Raw genomic sequence first — 18,036 nt, forward strand, 5'->3', positions numbered from 1 at the left:
GCTGATCAGCAGGTTTCTTATTTTTTATTTTACAAATAATGTTTCTTTGTTTTCAAATTCATCATCTTCAAAACCCAATGCATCCTTATATATAAAATAGATTGGCAAATAAACAAAAGAGGCTGTAAAAAACACCCCCACAAAACACAAAATCATCCCTACTAATTGAGATAAAATAGACGCTACTAGTATTAAACCAAAACAAACGCCCCAAACTTTATTCCCAAATTTAAAGCTAGCTTTTATAAGATCTGAAGCACTATACTCTGGATTAAAAGCAAATATAGCACCTAACAACTGCAGAGGAACCATTACATAAAGAATCGGAAGGTAACACAATAGTGCAGCTAAAATTGCTATCCCAAATATTGCTATTGCCAACGTAAATACTTTTCCTAAATATTTTCCTTTAAGAAACATAAAATATGAAGATGTCTCTGGCAAACCTAAATCTACCTGTTTACAAACTCTATAAAAATGTGCGGTAATCCCAAATTGAAGTGCAGAAGCAATCATACTCATAATCAAAACCAGCACAATAAATAAAAACATTAGACCCACAGACAATTCTTCACTAGGGTATCCGTAGTCACCATAACTTTCATAACTATTTTCGAATCCTGATATGCCGGCAAGAGCAATAATAGGAATATACATCACAAAAAATAAAGGAAGCATAACCAATATCGTAATAAGCAAGTGTACAAACCCCTGAAGCCATACTTTTTTAAAAAGCTCAATACTTTTATTAAAAATATCACCAAAATCAATGGCCTTACTGTTTTCTATTTTCTCAAAGAGTGTATTTGTCATTACATCTACATTTATGGGTTGAAAGTTATCAAATATAGATTTTTTAGAAAATAAATCCCTGCCACTTTGTCACAAATCGTATTAAAAAGTATCTTTGCACACTATTTGACCCCAATCGGTAAGGAATTATTTTATGGAGAAGATTATTGACGAAAGTATACAGGGACAGTCGCTTGCTCTTGATCAGAACAAAGAAAATAAACGTAAGCTTTTTATAGAAAGTTACGGTTGCCAGATGAATTTTAGCGATAGTGAAATTGTTGCTTCCATTCTGGCCAAAGAAGGTTTTAACACTACACAACATCTTGAAGATGCTGATTTGGTATTGGTAAACACTTGTTCTATTAGAGAAAAAGCCGAACAAACAGTTAGAAAAAGACTAGAAAAGTATAATGCAGTAAAAAGAATCAATCCAGGAATGAAAGTTGGAGTTCTGGGATGTATGGCAGAACGCCTAAAAAGTAAATTTCTTGAAGAAGAAAAAATAGTCGATCTTGTCGTTGGGCCAGATGCATATAAAGATCTCCCTAACCTGATCGAAGAAGTAGATGCAGGGCGTAATGCGGTTAATGTTGTCCTTTCTAAAGAAGAAACTTATGGCGATATTGCACCTGTTCGTTTACAAAGCAATGGCGTATCTGCTTTTGTATCTATTACCCGGGGTTGTGATAACATGTGTACGTTTTGCGTAGTACCATTTACCAGAGGTAGAGAACGTAGTCGCGACCCCCAAAGCATCTTAAAAGAAATCGATGACCTGGTAGCTCAAAATTTTAAAGAAATTACTTTATTAGGGCAAAATGTAGATAGTTATTTATGGTATGGTGGTGGCCTAAAAAAAGATTTTCAAAAAGCTAGTGATTTTCAAAAAGCTACAGCAGTAGATTTTGCCAAATTATTGGATATGACAGCCCAGAGACATCCAAAATTACGTATTCGTTTTTCTACATCTAATCCTCAGGATATGACATTAGATGTGATAGAAATTATGGCAAAACATAAAAATATCTGTAAGCATATTCACCTCCCTATACAAAGTGGTAGTGATCGTATTCTTGCAGCAATGAATCGCCTACATACGCGACAAGAGTATATGGATTTGATTGATAATATTAAACAAATAATCCCAGATTGCGCAATTACTCAGGATATGATTATTGGTTTTCCTACAGAAACAGAAGAAGATCATCAAGATACATTGTCTCTATTAGAATATGTAAAATATGAGCACGGATATATGTATGCTTATTCTGAAAGACCAGGAACACTTGCCGAGCGTAAATTAGAAGATGATGTTCCTGAAGATGTAAAAAAGCGAAGACTCGCAGAAGTTATTGCTTTACAACGAACACACTGTGCCTATAGACATCAAAGTTATATTGGACAAACTTTTGAAGTATTAATTGAAAAAGAATCTAAAAAATCTGATCAACATTGGAGCGGGAGAACTACAAAAAATATTGTAGCCATATTCCCAAAAGGAGAATATCAAATAGGAGATTTTGTAATGGTTCGTATCGATGAGTGTACCAGTGCGACTTTACTTGGTGAAGCAATTGGATATTCTGACAATAATTAACGATAACTTTATAGCACGCATTTAAAACAAAAAACAAACTCCATAAATGGAATCAATTCAAGCCATAAAACAACGATTCGGAATCATAGGAAACGATCCTAAGTTAAACCGTGCTGTGGAAAAAGCGATCCAGGTAGCTCCTACCGATATTTCGGTTTTAGTGACCGGAGAAAGTGGTGTAGGTAAAGAAAGTATTCCTAAAATTATACACTCTCTGTCTCATCGTAAACACGGCAAGTACATTGCCGTAAACTGTGGAGCAATACCCGAAGGCACAATAGATAGTGAGCTTTTTGGTCACGAAAAAGGAGCCTTTACAGGAGCGACACAAACCCGAAATGGTTATTTTGAAGTAGCCGATGGCGGAACGATATTCCTAGATGAAGTAGGAGAATTACCGCTTACTACACAAGTACGTTTATTAAGAGTATTAGAGAATGGTGAATTTATTAAAGTAGGATCGTCAAAAGTTCAAAAAACAGATGTTCGTATTGTAGCAGCTACCAATGTTAATATGTTTGATGCAATTAAGAAAGGTAAATTTAGAGAAGATCTTTACTACCGTCTTAGTACAGTAGAAATTCTTTTACCTCCACTTAGAGATCGCAAAGAAGATATTCATTTATTATTCAGAAAATTCGCTTCCGACTTTGCTACCAAATATAAGATGCCTACAATTCGGCTAAGTGAGGATGCAGTTATCTTATTAGAAAAATACCACTGGAGTGGTAATATCAGACAATTACGCAACATTGCAGAGCAAATTTCAGTCCTTGAACAAAACAGAACGATAACAGGAGCCACCTTACATGGATATCTACCAAATATCGGAAGTAATTTACCCGCGGTGATTTCTGCAGATAAAAAAGAAAGTGATTTCAGTAATGAAAGAGAAATATTGTACAAAGTGCTTTTTGATATGAAAAGTGATCTTAATGATCTCAAAAAACTAACCATGGAGCTAATGCAAAGTGGTAACACACAACAAGTACAAAAAGATAATGAAAGGTTAATTCAAAAAATTTATCAGGAGAAGGAAGAAGAAACACATTTTGAAGAACCTCAGAGACCAGCAACAACCTCTGAAGTACTCGAAATACCGCCTCAAATTGCAATTCAGCGACAAGAAGATGATAAATACCATTTTGCCGAAGAAATTGAAGAAGAAGAAACATTATCATTGCATGATAAAGAACTGGAATTGATTAAAAAATCTCTAGAACGCCATAGAGGCAAACGTAAAGCTGCAGCAGAAGAATTAGGAATTAGTGAACGCACCTTATACAGAAAAATAAAACAATACGATTTATAACATTGATGAGAAAATTAATATATATAGCAGCGACACTAATCGTAATGGTCTTGCTTCAAGGATGCGGAGCATACTCCTTTACCGGAACAAATATTTCTCCCGATACAAAAACATTTCAGGTTAATTTTTTCCAAAACCAATCCCCAAGAATTTTTCCTGGAGCCGATCAAACCTTTACAAATCAGCTACAAGATTTAATCCTTAATCAAACTAATCTTAGTTTATCTACTTCTGGAGGAGATATCATCTACGAAGGAGAAATCGTACAAGATTATGTTTCACCAAATACAGCAACATCAAACATAACAGCTGCTCAAAACCGATTAACGATTGCGATAAACATGAGGTTTTATGACACAAAAGATCCAACTCAAGACCTAGAACAACGTTTTTCTTTTTTCTTTGATTATCCCGCGTCTTCATCAGAAAATACGATAAGAGATCAGGCCTTGGATGTAATTTTTGAAAGAATCACACAAGATATGTTTAATGCCACACTGGCCAGATGGTAAAAACAATGGTAAACTCTATCAAAGAGTTGAATAATATATATAATTAGTACTAGTTGAATATTAAAGAGTTTTCATATTTGCTTCAAAATCCTGCCCAACTTAATAAGGAGCAGGCAAAATCCCTTGAAAAAATCACAAGGACATTTCCTTATTTTCAGTCGGCAAGAGCATTGGCATTAAAATCCTTAAAAGATCAGGAAAGTTTTAGGTACAACCAGGAATTAAAGACCACCGCAGCATACACTACAGATCGCAGTGTATTATTTGATTTTATCACCTCTGATCTTTTTAAAGAAAGTAACATTACCGAAGAAGTAAAAAAGAAACATAAGTCCGATATAACAGTTATCGATCCAGAAGAGATTAAAATGCTTCCGAGAATAGCTATGGATGATGCTGTAAGAATGAAAATGAAAGAAGCAGAAAATGTTCTGGATCCCAAATTATTTTCTAAAAGAAAAGAAAACAGCACTCTTAAACAGATCGAAATTGCTAAGTCTGCAACTCCTGATATAACAGAAAAAGATCAAACAAAAAATATTCAAGATAAAAACAAAACTCCAGAAGAAACTTTACAAATTGATAAACCTCTGGATTTTAATAAAAAAGAAACACATTCTTTTGCAGAATGGTTAAAACTAACCTCTTTACACCCAATAGATAGAGATTCTGATCAGGAAACCAAAGCTCCGATTCCTGAAATTGAAGAACAAAAACCTGTTAAATCATTAGATCAAAAACATAAATTCGATTTGATAGATGAGTTTATCGCTAACAATCCTAAGATACAACCTGCTGCCAAGAATACTCCTGCGCGTAATCTGGCTAAGGAAAATCTAGTTCCTTCAGACGAATTAATGACAGAAACTTTGGCCAGAGTATATTTGGTTCAGAAAAACTATAAAAAAGCAATTCAGGCTTATAACATATTAATTTTGAAAAATCCCGAAAAAAGTGGTTTCTTTGCAGACCAAATTCGAGCGATAAAAAAATTACAAGAAAATAAATAACAATATAATGACAACGTTTTCAATATTCTTAATCCTAATCGTTATCGTATCTTTTTTACTGGTAGTAGTAATTATGGTACAGAACCCTAAAGGAGGTGGATTATCTTCTTCTTTTGGTGGTGGCGGAACACAACAACTAGGTGGTGTAAAAAAGACTACAGATTTCTTAGACAAGAGTACCTGGACATTAGCGACACTATTACTGGTATTAATCCTACTATCTAATATAGATTTAATGGGCGGAAGCTCTATTCCCGAATCAAAAGTTAATACCGAGGATGTTCAGATAGAAACTCCTGTTACTCCTCCGGCAACAGAAAATGATGACAAAGAATAACATCTATTAAAAAAAACAACAACAAAAATGTCGACTTGTCATATAGTCGACATTTTTTGTTTCAATTTGTCAGTATCGTCCCACTGGCATAATTTCTGAAATAAGAAGCATCGAAGATTTCATTTTAATTTTAACAAAAAAAACAACAAATCATAATGGGAGTAAACATCAAACCTCTTTCAGACCGTGTGGTTGTAGAGCCACTTCCTGCAGAGACGCAAACAGCATCAGGATTATTTATTCCTGACTCAGCCCAGGAAAAACAACAAAAAGGTAAAGTAGCTGCTGTAGGTGGCGGTAAAAAAGATCACGATATGACTGTTAAAGTTGGTGATACCGTACTTTATGGTAAATACGCTGGTACTGAATTAAAATTAGATGGAAAGGATTATTTAATCATGCGTGAGGATGATATCCTTGCTATCGTATAAGAAGTATCAATTTAAAAATCACAAAAAACAAATCCACTGCTTTATTCAATATATTCTATGAAAATATTCTGGAAGTTTTGAATGTTGAGATTTGGATTTTAATTTTTTAAAAAATTAATTATGGCAAAAGACATAAAATTTGACATAGAAGCACGTGATGGTATCAAACGTGGTGTAGATGCATTAGCTAATGCGGTAAAAGTAACTTTAGGACCTAAAGGTCGTAACGTAATTATTAGTAAATCTTTTGGAGCTCCTACAGTAACCAAAGATGGTGTTTCTGTAGCTAAAGAAGTAGAACTTGAAGATGCTCTTGAGAATATGGGAGCACAAATGGTAAAAGAAGTAGCTTCTAAAACTAATGATCTTGCAGGAGACGGTACTACTACCGCAACTGTATTAGCTCAAGCTATCGTAAAAGAAGGACTTAAAAATGTAGCTGCTGGCGCAAACCCAATGGATCTTAAGCGTGGTATCGATAAAGCTGTAAAAGCAATCACAGAAGATCTTTCAAAACAAACAAAAGAAGTAGGTGACTCTTCTGATAAAATCAAACAGGTAGCTGCTATTTCTGCTAACAACGATGAAACTATTGGAGACCTTATTGCCAAAGCTTTTGAGAAAGTTGGTAAAGAAGGAGTAATCACAGTAGAAGAAGCAAAAGGAACTGATACTACTGTAGATATCGTAGAAGGAATGCAGTTTGACAGAGGATATCTTTCTCCATACTTCGTAACCAACAGCGAAAAAATGACAGCTGATCTGGAAACACCATACATCTTACTTTACGATAAGAAGATTTCTGCTATGAAAGATCTGCTTCCAGTTTTAGAGCCTGTTGCTCAAACCGGAAAACCACTTTTAATTATCGCAGAAGATGTAGACGGAGAAGCATTAGCTACACTTGTAGTAAATAAACTACGTGGAGCTCTTAAAATTGCAGCTGTAAAAGCTCCAGGTTTTGGAGACAGACGCAAAGCAATGCTAGAGGATATTGCCATCCTAACGGGAGGTACTGTAATTTCTGAAGAGCGTGGTTTTACACTAGAAAATACTACTATTGAACACTTAGGTACTGCTGAAAAAGTAGCTATCGACAAAGATAATACGACTGTAGTTAATGGTGCTGGTGGAGAAGATTTAATCAAAAACAGAGTAAATCAAATCAAAGCACAAATAGAAACTACTACTTCTGATTATGACAAGGAGAAATTACAGGAGCGTTTAGCAAAATTAGCTGGTGGTGTTGCTGTACTATATGTTGGTGCTGCTTCTGAAGTAGAGATGAAAGAAAAGAAAGATCGTGTAGACGATGCACTTCATGCTACTCGTGCTGCTGTAGAAGAAGGTATTGTTGCCGGTGGTGGTGTTGCCCTGGTAAGAGCTAAAGCTGTATTAGACAAAGTAAAAACGGAAAACGCTGATGAAGCTACTGGTATACAAATTGTAAACCGTGCAATTGAATCACCGCTTAGAACGATTGTAGAAAATGCAGGAGGTGAAGGATCTGTTGTAATTTCTAAAGTTCTTGAAGGTAAAGATAATTTTGGATACGATGCTAAATCTGAAGATTACGTAGACATGCTTAAAGCTGGAATTATCGATCCTAAAAAAGTAACACGTATAGCTCTTGAAAATGCAGCTTCTGTATCTGGTATGATCCTTACTACAGAATGTGCACTAATAGACATTAAAGAGGATGCTCCTGCTGGAGGCGCAATGCCACCAATGGGCGGAGGTATGCCAGGAATGATGTAGTCGCCTGGCGACAGCAAAAATATTTAGCAAGTTTGCGAATATAAATTTGTTAAGAATACAAAACCCCATTCTGAAAATTCAGGATGGGGTTTTCTTTTATCGAAAAGACAGTCTTTAAACTTATCTAACACTAAGAATATTGTTTCATGATACCCTCTACCAACTCTGCTGTCTTTTTATGTTTTTCCTTAGCTAATAGTTGCTTGGGAGGAGCCATCCTAGCTTCACAATCTACCAACGAACACGATTCGCAAGTGACCCCCACTTTTTCTTTTAATATTTTTGCATCATTAACAAAATTGATTTTTTTCTCTAGAGTAGAAGATTTCAAAAACCCAATCCCTATACTACGATAATAGTCTTTTTTAAAAGGGTCCTTTGTCGCCGAAGTAAATACCAAATATTGCTGATCTGTATCTACATAATCAGAGATTTGAATATTAAATGCATACTCCAAATCTTTAGTAGCCGTATGCTGCAAAATCTTAATAGCCATCCATCGTCTACAGTAATGCTCGTTTACCTCATTAGCATGAGGTTGCTGCTGGTGCGTGATATGTAACTCTTTAACCAAATTAAATTTCTCTGCCCCTAATTTATGAGTAAACCGAAGAAAGAATACATTCTGCATACCAAAATCTTTTGGTAGTACATTAGTAAGACGTTGGTAAAAAGATTCTGGAGAAGCATTATACAATTTCATAATCTTATGAAAAGCTTTCTCAGAGAATCGTTTCATTAAAAATAATTCCTTAAGGTGCTCTTTCAAATGAGCTCTAGGAATAATTAAGGCACCAGCAAAGTACGACGCATAAAAATTGTGTAATACTTCTTCAAAATTATCATACTTTATCCATGAAAAGGTATAAGGTCTTTCGGTAATTTCCAGGTATTGATATCCCAATTCCTTGGCATAAATAAACGTTTTTTGAGCCTCATCTACTCGATCTGACAACAATAGTGTTTTTGTAGAGGGCACAAATACCGATCTCAGGTTATCCAATTCTTCCTGTTTTGGAATCCCGGCAACATTAATCGTATATCCATATTCTTCCTTAAGAATATCTTCTAAATCAGCCGAAGTAATTTTTCCACTTAAGTCCAACTGATATGAGTTAGCACATCGCAAAGCCTTATCCTCTAGATCTTTAAAAAAGTTGTTATGCGCTTCTTGATAAGATCGTAAAGAAGCCAGATAAAAACCTTCACGACTCATGTTATAATGCTGTGCAATTTCAATAATCGTACTTATAAACGCATTTACTTTTGATGGTGCATTAGCTATAATATCAATTAAATCGCTTTGCTGTATACCAAACAATTCTAACGGAATCTCATCTAGTATTCCAGATTGTAAAATTTCACCAATTGGGGCCAGGTTTTTATCTAATTTTAGAGAAACCAAATTATCATAAGGAACATCAAATGTCTCTGCAAGTTTGATAATTTTATCTGTCTTAGGGTATTTTTTTCCTTTTTCTATTTCATTTAAATACGATTTAGAAAGCCCGCATAACTTTGACAATCCGAAAAGAGACAAATCCTTCTCTGTTCGTATTTGCTTGATTTTCAGACCGAAAATCAACCTAATATATTCTTCTGCTATCGCCATAAGTTCAAAAGTAACCATTTTTGCGTAATTCACGAAAAAACAAAAAGTTCACATTTAGCGAACGTTCGCTTGTTTTGTAAAAAACTTTTTTATAATATTGTTCACTCAAACGATATTAGTTATGGAAACACAGACAAACCTTAATCAGAAAATTAGCTTCACCAAAGAAGTTAAAAACTACCATCCAGAAATATTGACCGATGGAGCCCTGATTTTTTTAGAGGCCTTACAAAATCGTTTTAACGAAAGACGATTAGTCCTTTTAAAAAATCGCCAAAGCCAGCAACAACTATTTGATCTGGGAACCCACCCTTCTTTCCCAGAAAACACCAAAGAGATTCGCAATAGCGAATGGGCAGTTGCACCAATTCCTATGGATCTACAAGATCGAAGAGTCGAAATCACAGGGCCTGTCGACAGAAAAATGGTAATTAACGCTCTAAACTCTGGAGCCAAAACATTTATGGCCGACTTCGAGGACAGCAATGCTCCGCTTTGGGAAAACTGTCTTCAAGGGCAAAAAAACCTAAAAGATGCGGTTAACAAAACTATTTCGTTTTATAACCCTAAAAAAGATAAAACCTACAGGCTTAACGAAAAAACAGCCACATTAATCGTACGACCAAGAGGCTTACATCTTAATGAAAAACATCTTTTATCAAAAGGTGAAGAAGTATCTGCTTCTCTATTTGATTTTGCTTTGTACCTGTTTCATAACAATGAACAGCTTAAAGAAAACGGTACCGGGCCTTATTACTACATCCCTAAACTAGAGCATTTTACTGAAGCCATATGGTGGAACGATGTAATTGATTTTTCTGAAAACTACTTAGGCATCAAACACGGAACAGTAAAGGTGACAGTTTTAGTAGAAACTATTACAGCAAGTTTTCAACTCGATGAAATTATCTATGCATTAAAAGATCACATCGTTGGACTGAATTGCGGAAGATGGGATTATATTTTTAGCTACATCAAAAAACTAAGAAATCACCCAGGTTTTGTAGTTCCTGATCGTGCCCAAGTAACAATGACCAGTCCTTTTATGGATGCATATAGCAAGCTGGTAATTCAAAGATGTCACAAAAGAAATATCCTGGCAATTGGCGGTATGGCTGCACAAATCCCAATTAAAGATGACGAAGACAGAAATGCAATTGCATATGCCAAAGTACAAGCAGATAAAGAGCGAGAAGTAAAAAACGGTCATGACGGTACATGGGTAGCACATCCGGGATTGGTAGCACTGGCAATGCGCGTATTTGATACTCATATGCCAAATCCAAATCAAATGGATGTAAAACGTGATGATATAAACATTACCGAAAATGATCTTTTAGCCATCCCAAAAGGTACGATTACCGAAAAAGGAATCCGGCAAAATATTAACGTAGGAATTCATTATATCGCCACCTGGTTGGGAGGGAATGGAGCAGTAGCATTATATCATCTTATGGAAGATGCCGCTACTGCAGAAATTAGCAGAACTCAAATATGGCAATGGCTACAACATGAAGTAGTTTTAGAAGATGGCAGAACACTTAATAACTCATTATTCACTACTCTTTTCAAAGATGAACTTGAGGTAATTAAAAAGCAGGTAGGAAACGTACTCTTCGAAACCGAAAATTATCAAAATGCCATCCAGATATTCGAAAAACTGGTAACCTCAGATGAGTTTGAAGAATTTCTTACCACCAGAGCATATCAATACATATAAAGTAAATCAATATATAGTAAAATCAATAAGTCATGAACACAGAACAAAGAATAGAAGAATTGATTATCGATTGGACCACAAATCCAAGATGGAAAAATGTAGAACGTCCTTATACTGCCCAAGAAGTAGTAAAGTTACAAGGTTCATACAAAATCGAGCATAGTGTAGCTAAACAAGGTTCTGAAAAACTATGGATGAAACTAAAAACTCAGAATTTTGTAGCGGGATTAGGAGCACTAACAGGTAACCAGGCTGTACAGGAAGTAGAAGCAGGATTAGAAGCAATATACTTAAGTGGGTGGCAAGTGGCCGCCGATGCAAATCTTGCCGGACAAATGTATCCAGATCAATCTCTATATCCTGTAAATAGTGTTCCGCAAGTTGTAAAGAGAATTAATAATGCATTACTGCGAGCAGATCAAATACAAGTAGTAAATGGCGAGGAAAACAAAAAGGATTATTTGGTTCCTATCGTTGCAGATGCCGAAGCCGGTTTTGGAGGAAACCTAAATGCTTTTGAATTGATGAAGTCTATGATAGAATCGGGTGCCAGCGGAGTTCATTTTGAAGATCAATTAAGTTCTGCAAAAAAATGCGGCCATCTTGGCGGAAAAGTATTAGTTCCCACCCAGGAAGCTATTAATAAATTAGTTGCCGCTCGTCTTGCCGCAGATGTAATGGGAGTACCTGCAGTTATTATTGCACGTACCGATGCTGATGCTGCTAATTTATTGACCAGTGATGTAGATGAACGCGATAGAAAGTTTGTTACAGGAGAACGCACAGATGAAGGTTTCTTTTATGTTAAGAACGGGATAGAACAAGGCATTGACAGAGGGTTATCATATGCTCCTTATGCCGATCTTATTTGGATGGAAACCAGTAATCCCGACTTAGAACAGGCTCGTGAATTTGCCGAAGCTATCCATGCCAAATATCCAGATCAAATGCTGGCATACAATTGCTCTCCTTCTTTTAACTGGGCTGCAAAGCTTTCTGTTTCAGAAATGGAAACATTTAGAGAAGAGTTGGCTGCTATGGGGTACAAATTTCAATTCATTACTCTTGCAGGATTTCATGCATTAAACACAAGTATGTTTGAATTATCTAAAGCATATAAAGAAAGAGGAATGGCTGGCTATTCTGAATTACAAGAAAGAGAATTTGCGCTACAAAAAGACGGATTTCGTGCAGTAAAACATCAGGGATTTGTAGGCACCACATACTTTGACGCTGTACAAAATACAGTAACTGCAGGTAAAGCTTCGACTGTAGCTATGGAAGGTAGCACAGAAGTCGAGCAGTTCTAAACATAAAGCATGATTTTTTCCGATTTTTACAATTATTGTGCTTTAAAACGGCACTCATTAAGGTGAGTGTCGTTTTTTTAATCATTACTCGCCTCTAAAAACAACAAACGTTAATCACATTTCCACCTAAAATCTGATATTTTATACTTTGTGTTTCCTTTAAAATTATAGTGCCACCATTCTGTTCTAATGGTCTTAAAGCCATGCTTCTCCATAGTTTCCTTTAACAACTTACGATGCCCAAGTACCGTTTTCGAAAGCGATTTATACGAATGATGCGCTTCTTTTCCGAAATGATCAAAACCTGTCCCCATATCAACATGCCCACCTGCCGATCTAACCAAAGTTATATCTACAGCTGCTCCTCTATTATGTACAGATCCTCCTTTTGGGTCTGCGACATATCCAGGGTTAGGAAAAATCTTCCACATTTTTTTCTGTACACTATATGGTCGATAGCAATCAAAGAATTTTATTCTGTATCCTTGAGTAAGCAAATCATTATTTACCTTTATAAGTGCTTCTGCCACGTCTTTTCTAACAAAGCATTTGGCGCAAGAATATACTTTTTCTTTTAAAAAATTATCAGAAGTAGCATATTTCATATCCAAAATAAACTCATCAGACAAGCTTTCTATGTTTACAAAATCCTTATCATTCGAAGAAACTTCTATACTCGGTCCACCGATAAGCATTACTATCGAATCTTTTTTTCTGAGCATACTCTGTTCTACTTTCTTCCCTCGTAACTGTAGTGCTTTAGATTTTTCTATAAGAGCAATCGTCTGGACCGTAGGTCCAGGAGTCATTTTTGCTTCACTACAGGAAAAAAAGAGTACAGAAAAAATCAACAAGATTAATTTTTTCTCAATCATATCCTTTTTGTTTTATCCCAATTACAATACTAATCCAGTACGTATTAATGCCTTAAATTTCCCTCAAAATTCAGTTTATTTACGCACTTGATTCCTTATAAATATAATCAATATTTCCATTATAAGTATTTTCTTACTTCTCTATAAGTGAAATATATTTTATATTTTATGTTAAATAACACGAATTTACCTGTTACTTAAAGGTTTTTTCTACATTTCCGCAGGCAAGCATTTTTTTTCCATAATATGGATTTCTAACTTCTTTAGAATCAGATAACCAATACCCTCCTTCTCCATCAAATGCCATAGGACAAAATTGCTTATACACTTCACCCGATGTAATTTCTGCTTTACCTATCAGTTTTTCTACTTCACTAGTTAGTGTTACAAAAAAATCACGTTGTTTTTTGATGTCTTTGGTTAGTGAAATGAGTTTTGAAACTGCTTTAAGCTGCTCATTTTCTTTTGAATCCTCTATAACTGCTTCTAATTTTTTTGTTTCTCCCTGCACAATACTACTTTCAGAATTTACTAAAGCTGCTTTTACAGATAGATACAAACCATATATTTCTTGAATTTTTACATCAGAAAACTTAACTTCTGATCTAGAATCGGTCTTATTATAATCGGCAATTTCATTTACACTATCATCTACAGTAACCGATTCGGGTTTCTTATCTTTATTACAGGAAACTCCTGCCAAAGTTATAAATACTATTACTATAAAAAATCTTCCTGTTGTTCTCAAAATACTACTACACATGCAATTATACACTAAAAATTAATCTAGTTTCTTTACTATTAAGATGTCAAAAATACTCTATATATAAAACAATCGCCAATGCATTTTTACTTTTTAAATGATTTTTTAACAAAACAATACCATTCTAAATAAGAGGCTTTTATATTTTTTTTAGATATTTTTGCCGGGAAAAAATTGTTAGGAATGCTTTTTGAAGATTTAAAACCCCAGATTACTTATATACTTAAAGACAATGACGAATCTGTTACAGACAGATTGTACATGATTTGCAAGCTACTTAAAGACAATATAGATCACTATGATTGGGTTGGTTTTTATTTTAAAAACGAAGACAAAGAAGAATTAAAACTTCGTACATACGTTGGTGAAAAAACAGATCACGATATTATTCCTTTCGGAAAAGGAATCTGTGGTCAGGTTGCTATTTCTAATGAGAATTTTGTGGTTCCTGATGTGCAGGCACAAAATAATTATATTGCATGTAGTCTAACTGTTAAATCAGAAATCGTAATCCCTCTATTTAAGAACGGAGAAAATATTGGGCAGATTGATATTGACTCTGAGAGCTCAGATCCTTTTACAGAAAAAGATGAACGATTTTTAGAATTTGTAAATCAAGAAGTTGCTAAAATCCTTTAATTATTGTTCCTTCGTTGGTGCAAATATTAAATCATTTTACATATGAAAATCTTAGTCACGGGGGGATTGGGGTTTATTGGTTCTCACACCGTTGTAGAGTTACAAAACAAAGGGTATGAAGTTGTTATTATCGACAACTGTTCGAATTCATCACCCGATGTGATTAAAGGAATTTGTGAAATCACAGGAAAAGATCTCATTTTCGAAAAATTTGACCTTAGAGAAAAGGATAAGGTTCAAGATTTTTTTAACCGTCATAATGATATAGAGGGGGTTATTCATTTTGCAGCATCAAAGGCTGTAGGTGAAAGCGTAGAAAAACCTTTGTTATACTACGAGAATAATTTATCGACTCTGGTATATATCCTTCAGCAATTAGCTAATAAACCATCGGCAAGTTTTATTTTTAGTTCTTCTTGTACGGTATATGGTCAGGCAGATGAGTTACCAATTACAGAAGATGCCCCGGTTAAAGCAGCAGAGTCTCCTTACGGAAACACAAAACAGATCGGGGAAGAAATCATAAGAGATACCTGTAAGGTATATCCTGCCTTAAAAGCCATTGCATTACGTTATTTTAATCCAATTGGAGCGCATCCTTCGGCAGAAATCGGAGAACTTCCTATTGGAGTTCCTCAAAACCTGATTCCTTTTATTACACAAACAGCAATAGGGCTAAGAGAGCAATTATCTGTATTCGGTGATGATTACCCCACATCAGACGGAACCTGCATTAGAGACTACATACATGTCGTAGATCTTGCAAAAGCTCATGTAGTAGCCCTACAACGATTATTAGAAGGCAAGAATGCTTCTAATTACGAAGTATTTAATGTAGGCACTGGTACAGGAAGTTCTGTTCTAGAAGTGATACAATCCTTTGAAAAAGTATCTAAGCAAAAACTAAACTACAAAATTGTAGAACGAAGAGAAGGTGATATCACAGCAGCTTATGCAGATACTACTAAAGCAAATAGTGAACTAGGTTGGAAAGCAAAAAGTAGCTTGGACGACTCTCTTACTTCTGCCTGGAAATGGGAACAAAAGGTTAGAAGCTAGACACAAAAAAATAGAACTAGTATATAAAAAACCCTGAAGAATAACTCTTCAGGGTTTTTTATTTTAATATATCAACCTACTTTTTAGTAGAATTTAGATCTCTTATCTTCTATTTCTGCAGCTTCTTTAAGTGCTTCAAAAACTTTGGTATTCACTGCTCCTGTCTGAGCTTTGGAAACTTGTGATGCATAACTCATATATGTATCTAAACCGCTAGCTGGTGTTTTCTTAGTTACTTCTATAACATATACTCCGTTGTTACCAACAATAGGACCAGATACTTTTCCTGCTTCTAAAGCAAAGGCTGTTCCCACTACTTTTGGCTCTGTTCCTGCTCCGCTAATAGTTGGAGTTTTCATAGTTAATGCAGAAGCGACTTTTACAGTTTGCCCCTGACTTTGAGCAATTGCATCTAGTGCGCTACCAGAAATTTTACTTTTTAATTTTTCTGCCTTCTTTTTATTAATCAAGATCGGCTTTATAGTTAGACTTGCATCTTCTACTTTCATTGATCCCTTATCTTCTTTTTCGGTTAATTGAACTACCGCATATCCTTCAGGGATATCAAAACGTTTTATTTCACCTACTTTAGATTCTTCATTAAAAGCCCATTGCACAACTGCTCTTCTAGCTCCTAATCCAGGGATATTCTCATCTAATTCTTTGATTTTATTTACAGGTCGTACTGTTAATTCATTTTCTTTAGAAACTTCCTCAAAATCTTTGTCTCTAGCCGAAATCTGAAACTTGGTTGTTTCTGTAAAAATAGCATTGATCGTTTTTTCACTTGGCTCAACCTTTTGAGCTACTGTAGCTACTTTTATAGCTTTTTGCTCATTTTTTTGATCTTCTATATTTATAATATGATATCCAAATTGTGTTTCAATAATTCCCTGATCTCCAGTTTTATTTTCGAAACAATAATCATTAAAAGCAGGAACCATTCTACCTGGTGAGAAATACCCAAGATCTCCTCCTTTATCTTTACTAGAAGTATCTGCAGAGAATTGTGTTGCCAGCGCCGAGAATTTTGTATTATCTGCTTTGGTTACTACAATAATACTATCTGCTAAGGTCTTTGCTTCTTCTTTAGTTCGTTTTGTATCACCTGCAGTACCTAATCCAGCCCAAGAAACCAAAATATGACTTGCTTTAACCGAGTCTGGCATTTGTTTTTGGGCAACTACTTTTGAAATTTTAATATAATCTCCATCTTTATATGGCCCATATACACCTCCTATACCTAGATTATAAATTGTATCTGCTTCTGTAGTGGGTAAATCTTTTTTAAACTTGAATCCCCCATCAAATTTTAAAGCAGAATTTTGATTTACAAACTCTTCTGCATCTTTTACATCAATGTTTTTGAATCCTAAAACCGAATCGTTCGTTTTGGTTGCTTCATTAAACTCTACTTTATCATCTAATAATGCAGCTACTTCTGCTTTTATTTGATTCTCATCTTCTTCGCTAGGAACTTCATTAAATAGCACATAACGTATACTTCTCGAAGCTTCTGCCTTATATTGATCTTTATGAGCATCGATATATGCTTTAATTTCTGCATCCGTCACTTCTACTTCTGTATCTTCAATACTAGAGAATGGAAGCTGTATATATTTGATATCTACATTATCATTTTCCATTTTATAAGCCAGCTCTCCTTCTTTTAGTGTAGATCCTACACCAGCTTTAATCATATTGAGATAAGTTTGCTCTCTAGCACCTTTACTTACAGAAACTTCAAAATCTAACCATTGTTGATATGCTTGTGGCGAAGTAGCTTTTACATTAGCAACATATTCTTGCATTTTGGCTTTATCAAAAACTCCAGCTTCATTCAAAAACGTTGGGTTATTTGCTAATGACTCTTCTAATAACTGGTTTACCTGATCTTCTCCTACTCTAATGTTCAGTTCTTCGAATTGCTCTTCAAAAACTGTTTCTCTCAATTCTTGATTCCATACATAATTTACAGCCTGGATACTTGATGTTCCTCCTCCAAAACTTCTTGATGCTAGCTCTACTTTTCTAGCAAACTCTGTTCGATCAATATCTTTTCCGTTTATTGTTGCAATCGTATTTTCAGCTTTCTGGGAAATAGCTCCTCCATTACGAATCAAATCTGCTAACACAAAAGAGAAAAGTGCTAATGCAATGATTACGATTAGAAAAACCGAACGCTGTCTGATTTTATTTAAAACTGCCATGGTATATTATAATTTATTCAAAATATAGTGGGCGAAAATACCATTTTATTGTAATAATACCAATTAAAAAACTGAAAGTCTTATGAAGTTTTAACT

At 34.9% G+C, this 18,036-nt stretch carries 16 protein-coding genes; 11 read left to right on the forward strand and 5 right to left on the reverse strand.

Translation table 11 applies throughout. The annotated features are described in order from the left end of the window. Nucleotides 1-24: 24 nt before the first annotated feature. Entirely contained in the window at nucleotides 25-813 is a 789-nt protein-coding gene (locus NNL09_RS04150) for a hypothetical protein (RefSeq protein WP_196909226.1), read from the reverse strand. Between the two features lie 133 nt (nucleotides 814-946). Between NNL09_RS04150 and miaB the strand changes: the two genes are divergently transcribed. From miaB to groL, 7 genes are all read left to right on the forward strand, one after another. Continuing rightward, nucleotides 947-2,392, forward strand: coding sequence for a tRNA (N6-isopentenyl adenosine(37)-C2)-methylthiotransferase MiaB (gene miaB, locus NNL09_RS04155; RefSeq protein WP_196909227.1), 1,446 nt, complete (start codon nucleotides 947-949; stop codon nucleotides 2,390-2,392). 46 nt (nucleotides 2,393-2,438) lie between these two features. Further along, complete coding sequence (locus tag NNL09_RS04160; protein ID WP_196909228.1) at nucleotides 2,439-3,704, forward strand: sigma-54 dependent transcriptional regulator; 1,266 nt, start codon at nucleotides 2,439-2,441, stop codon at nucleotides 3,702-3,704. 5 nt (nucleotides 3,705-3,709) lie between these two features. Further along, a complete protein-coding gene (gene lptE / locus NNL09_RS04165) occupies nucleotides 3,710-4,216 on the forward strand; it encodes an LptE family protein (RefSeq protein WP_196909229.1) in 507 nt (168 codons plus the stop codon). Between the two features lie 53 nt (nucleotides 4,217-4,269). Further along, nucleotides 4,270-5,226, forward strand: a complete 957-nt coding sequence (locus NNL09_RS04170) for a hypothetical protein (protein WP_196909230.1) — start codon at nucleotides 4,270-4,272, stop codon at nucleotides 5,224-5,226. A gap of 7 nt (nucleotides 5,227-5,233) precedes the next feature. Continuing rightward, nucleotides 5,234-5,563 (forward strand): preprotein translocase subunit SecG, encoded by a 330-nt coding sequence (gene secG / locus NNL09_RS04175; protein ID WP_025663353.1) that lies wholly within the window; start codon nucleotides 5,234-5,236, stop codon nucleotides 5,561-5,563. 155 nt (nucleotides 5,564-5,718) lie between these two features. Then, complete coding sequence (gene groES / locus NNL09_RS04180; protein WP_025663354.1) at nucleotides 5,719-5,994, forward strand: co-chaperone GroES; 276 nt, start codon at nucleotides 5,719-5,721, stop codon at nucleotides 5,992-5,994. Nucleotides 5,995-6,114: 120 nt separating this feature from the next. Continuing rightward, nucleotides 6,115-7,752, forward strand: a complete 1,638-nt coding sequence (gene groL / locus NNL09_RS04185) for a chaperonin GroEL (RefSeq protein ID WP_025663355.1) — start codon at nucleotides 6,115-6,117, stop codon at nucleotides 7,750-7,752. A gap of 130 nt (nucleotides 7,753-7,882) precedes the next feature. On the opposite strand, the gene NNL09_RS04190 is transcribed toward groL, so the two are convergent. Then, nucleotides 7,883-9,382, reverse strand: coding sequence for a helix-turn-helix domain-containing protein (locus tag NNL09_RS04190; protein WP_231389154.1), 1,500 nt, complete (start codon nucleotides 9,380-9,382; stop codon nucleotides 7,883-7,885). Nucleotides 9,383-9,485: 103 nt separating this feature from the next. Here NNL09_RS04190 and aceB point away from each other — a divergent pair, with 103 nt between their 5' ends. Both aceB and aceA read left to right on the forward strand, forming a co-directional pair. After that, nucleotides 9,486-11,084: a malate synthase A gene (aceB, locus tag NNL09_RS04195; protein WP_196909231.1), complete on the forward strand. Its 1,599-nt coding sequence runs from the start codon at nucleotides 9,486-9,488 to the stop codon at nucleotides 11,082-11,084. 32 nt (nucleotides 11,085-11,116) lie between these two features. Beyond that, complete coding sequence (aceA, locus tag NNL09_RS04200) at nucleotides 11,117-12,394, forward strand: isocitrate lyase (RefSeq protein ID WP_025663358.1); 1,278 nt, start codon at nucleotides 11,117-11,119, stop codon at nucleotides 12,392-12,394. 110 nt (nucleotides 12,395-12,504) lie between these two features. On the opposite strand, the gene NNL09_RS04205 is transcribed toward aceA, so the two are convergent. Further along, nucleotides 12,505-13,269: a M15 family metallopeptidase gene (locus tag NNL09_RS04205; protein ID WP_025663359.1), complete on the reverse strand. Its 765-nt coding sequence runs from the start codon at nucleotides 13,267-13,269 to the stop codon at nucleotides 12,505-12,507. A 193-nt stretch (nucleotides 13,270-13,462) separates the two neighbouring features. After that, nucleotides 13,463-14,032, reverse strand: a complete 570-nt coding sequence (locus NNL09_RS04210; protein WP_196909232.1) for a DUF3347 domain-containing protein — start codon at nucleotides 14,030-14,032, stop codon at nucleotides 13,463-13,465. 183 nt (nucleotides 14,033-14,215) lie between these two features. On the opposite strand from NNL09_RS04210, the gene NNL09_RS04215 reads away from it, so the two are divergent. Together NNL09_RS04215 and galE are read left to right on the forward strand one after the other, a co-directional pair. Continuing rightward, complete coding sequence (locus NNL09_RS04215) at nucleotides 14,216-14,671, forward strand: GAF domain-containing protein (protein ID WP_025663361.1); 456 nt, start codon at nucleotides 14,216-14,218, stop codon at nucleotides 14,669-14,671. Between the two features lie 42 nt (nucleotides 14,672-14,713). After that, nucleotides 14,714-15,730, forward strand: coding sequence for a UDP-glucose 4-epimerase GalE (galE, locus tag NNL09_RS04220; protein ID WP_025663362.1), 1,017 nt, complete (start codon nucleotides 14,714-14,716; stop codon nucleotides 15,728-15,730). A gap of 83 nt (nucleotides 15,731-15,813) precedes the next feature. Here galE and NNL09_RS04225 read toward each other — a convergent pair whose 3' ends face one another. Further along, complete coding sequence (locus NNL09_RS04225; protein ID WP_196909233.1) at nucleotides 15,814-17,940, reverse strand: peptidylprolyl isomerase; 2,127 nt, start codon at nucleotides 17,938-17,940, stop codon at nucleotides 15,814-15,816. Between the last annotated feature and the right edge of the window lie 96 nt (nucleotides 17,941-18,036).

Source organism: Aquimarina sp. EL_43, assembly GCF_943422735.1.
GTDB lineage: Bacteria > Bacteroidota > Bacteroidia > Flavobacteriales > Flavobacteriaceae > Aquimarina > Aquimarina megaterium.

Coding starts and splice junctions, on each gene's coding strand:
- NNL09_RS04150 (WP_196909226.1), bottom strand. CDS start 813: ATGACAAATACACTCTTTGAGAAAATAGAAAACAGTAAGGCCATTGAT.
- miaB (WP_196909227.1), top strand. CDS start 947: ATGGAGAAGATTATTGACGAAAGTATACAGGGACAGTCGCTTGCTCTT.
- NNL09_RS04160 (WP_196909228.1), top strand. CDS start 2,439: ATGGAATCAATTCAAGCCATAAAACAACGATTCGGAATCATAGGAAAC.
- lptE (WP_196909229.1), top strand. CDS start 3,710: ATGAGAAAATTAATATATATAGCAGCGACACTAATCGTAATGGTCTTG.
- secG (WP_025663353.1), top strand. CDS start 5,234: ATGACAACGTTTTCAATATTCTTAATCCTAATCGTTATCGTATCTTTT.
- groES (WP_025663354.1), top strand. CDS start 5,719: ATGGGAGTAAACATCAAACCTCTTTCAGACCGTGTGGTTGTAGAGCCA.
- groL (WP_025663355.1), top strand. CDS start 6,115: ATGGCAAAAGACATAAAATTTGACATAGAAGCACGTGATGGTATCAAA.
- NNL09_RS04190 (WP_231389154.1), bottom strand. CDS start 9,382: ATGGTTACTTTTGAACTTATGGCGATAGCAGAAGAATATATTAGGTTG.
- aceB (WP_196909231.1), top strand. CDS start 9,486: ATGGAAACACAGACAAACCTTAATCAGAAAATTAGCTTCACCAAAGAA.
- aceA (WP_025663358.1), top strand. CDS start 11,117: ATGAACACAGAACAAAGAATAGAAGAATTGATTATCGATTGGACCACA.
- NNL09_RS04205 (WP_025663359.1), bottom strand. CDS start 13,269: ATGATTGAGAAAAAATTAATCTTGTTGATTTTTTCTGTACTCTTTTTT.
- NNL09_RS04210 (WP_196909232.1), bottom strand. CDS start 14,032: ATGTGTAGTAGTATTTTGAGAACAACAGGAAGATTTTTTATAGTAATA.
- NNL09_RS04215 (WP_025663361.1), top strand. CDS start 14,216: ATGCTTTTTGAAGATTTAAAACCCCAGATTACTTATATACTTAAAGAC.
- galE (WP_025663362.1), top strand. CDS start 14,714: ATGAAAATCTTAGTCACGGGGGGATTGGGGTTTATTGGTTCTCACACC.
- NNL09_RS04225 (WP_196909233.1), bottom strand. CDS start 17,940: ATGGCAGTTTTAAATAAAATCAGACAGCGTTCGGTTTTTCTAATCGTA.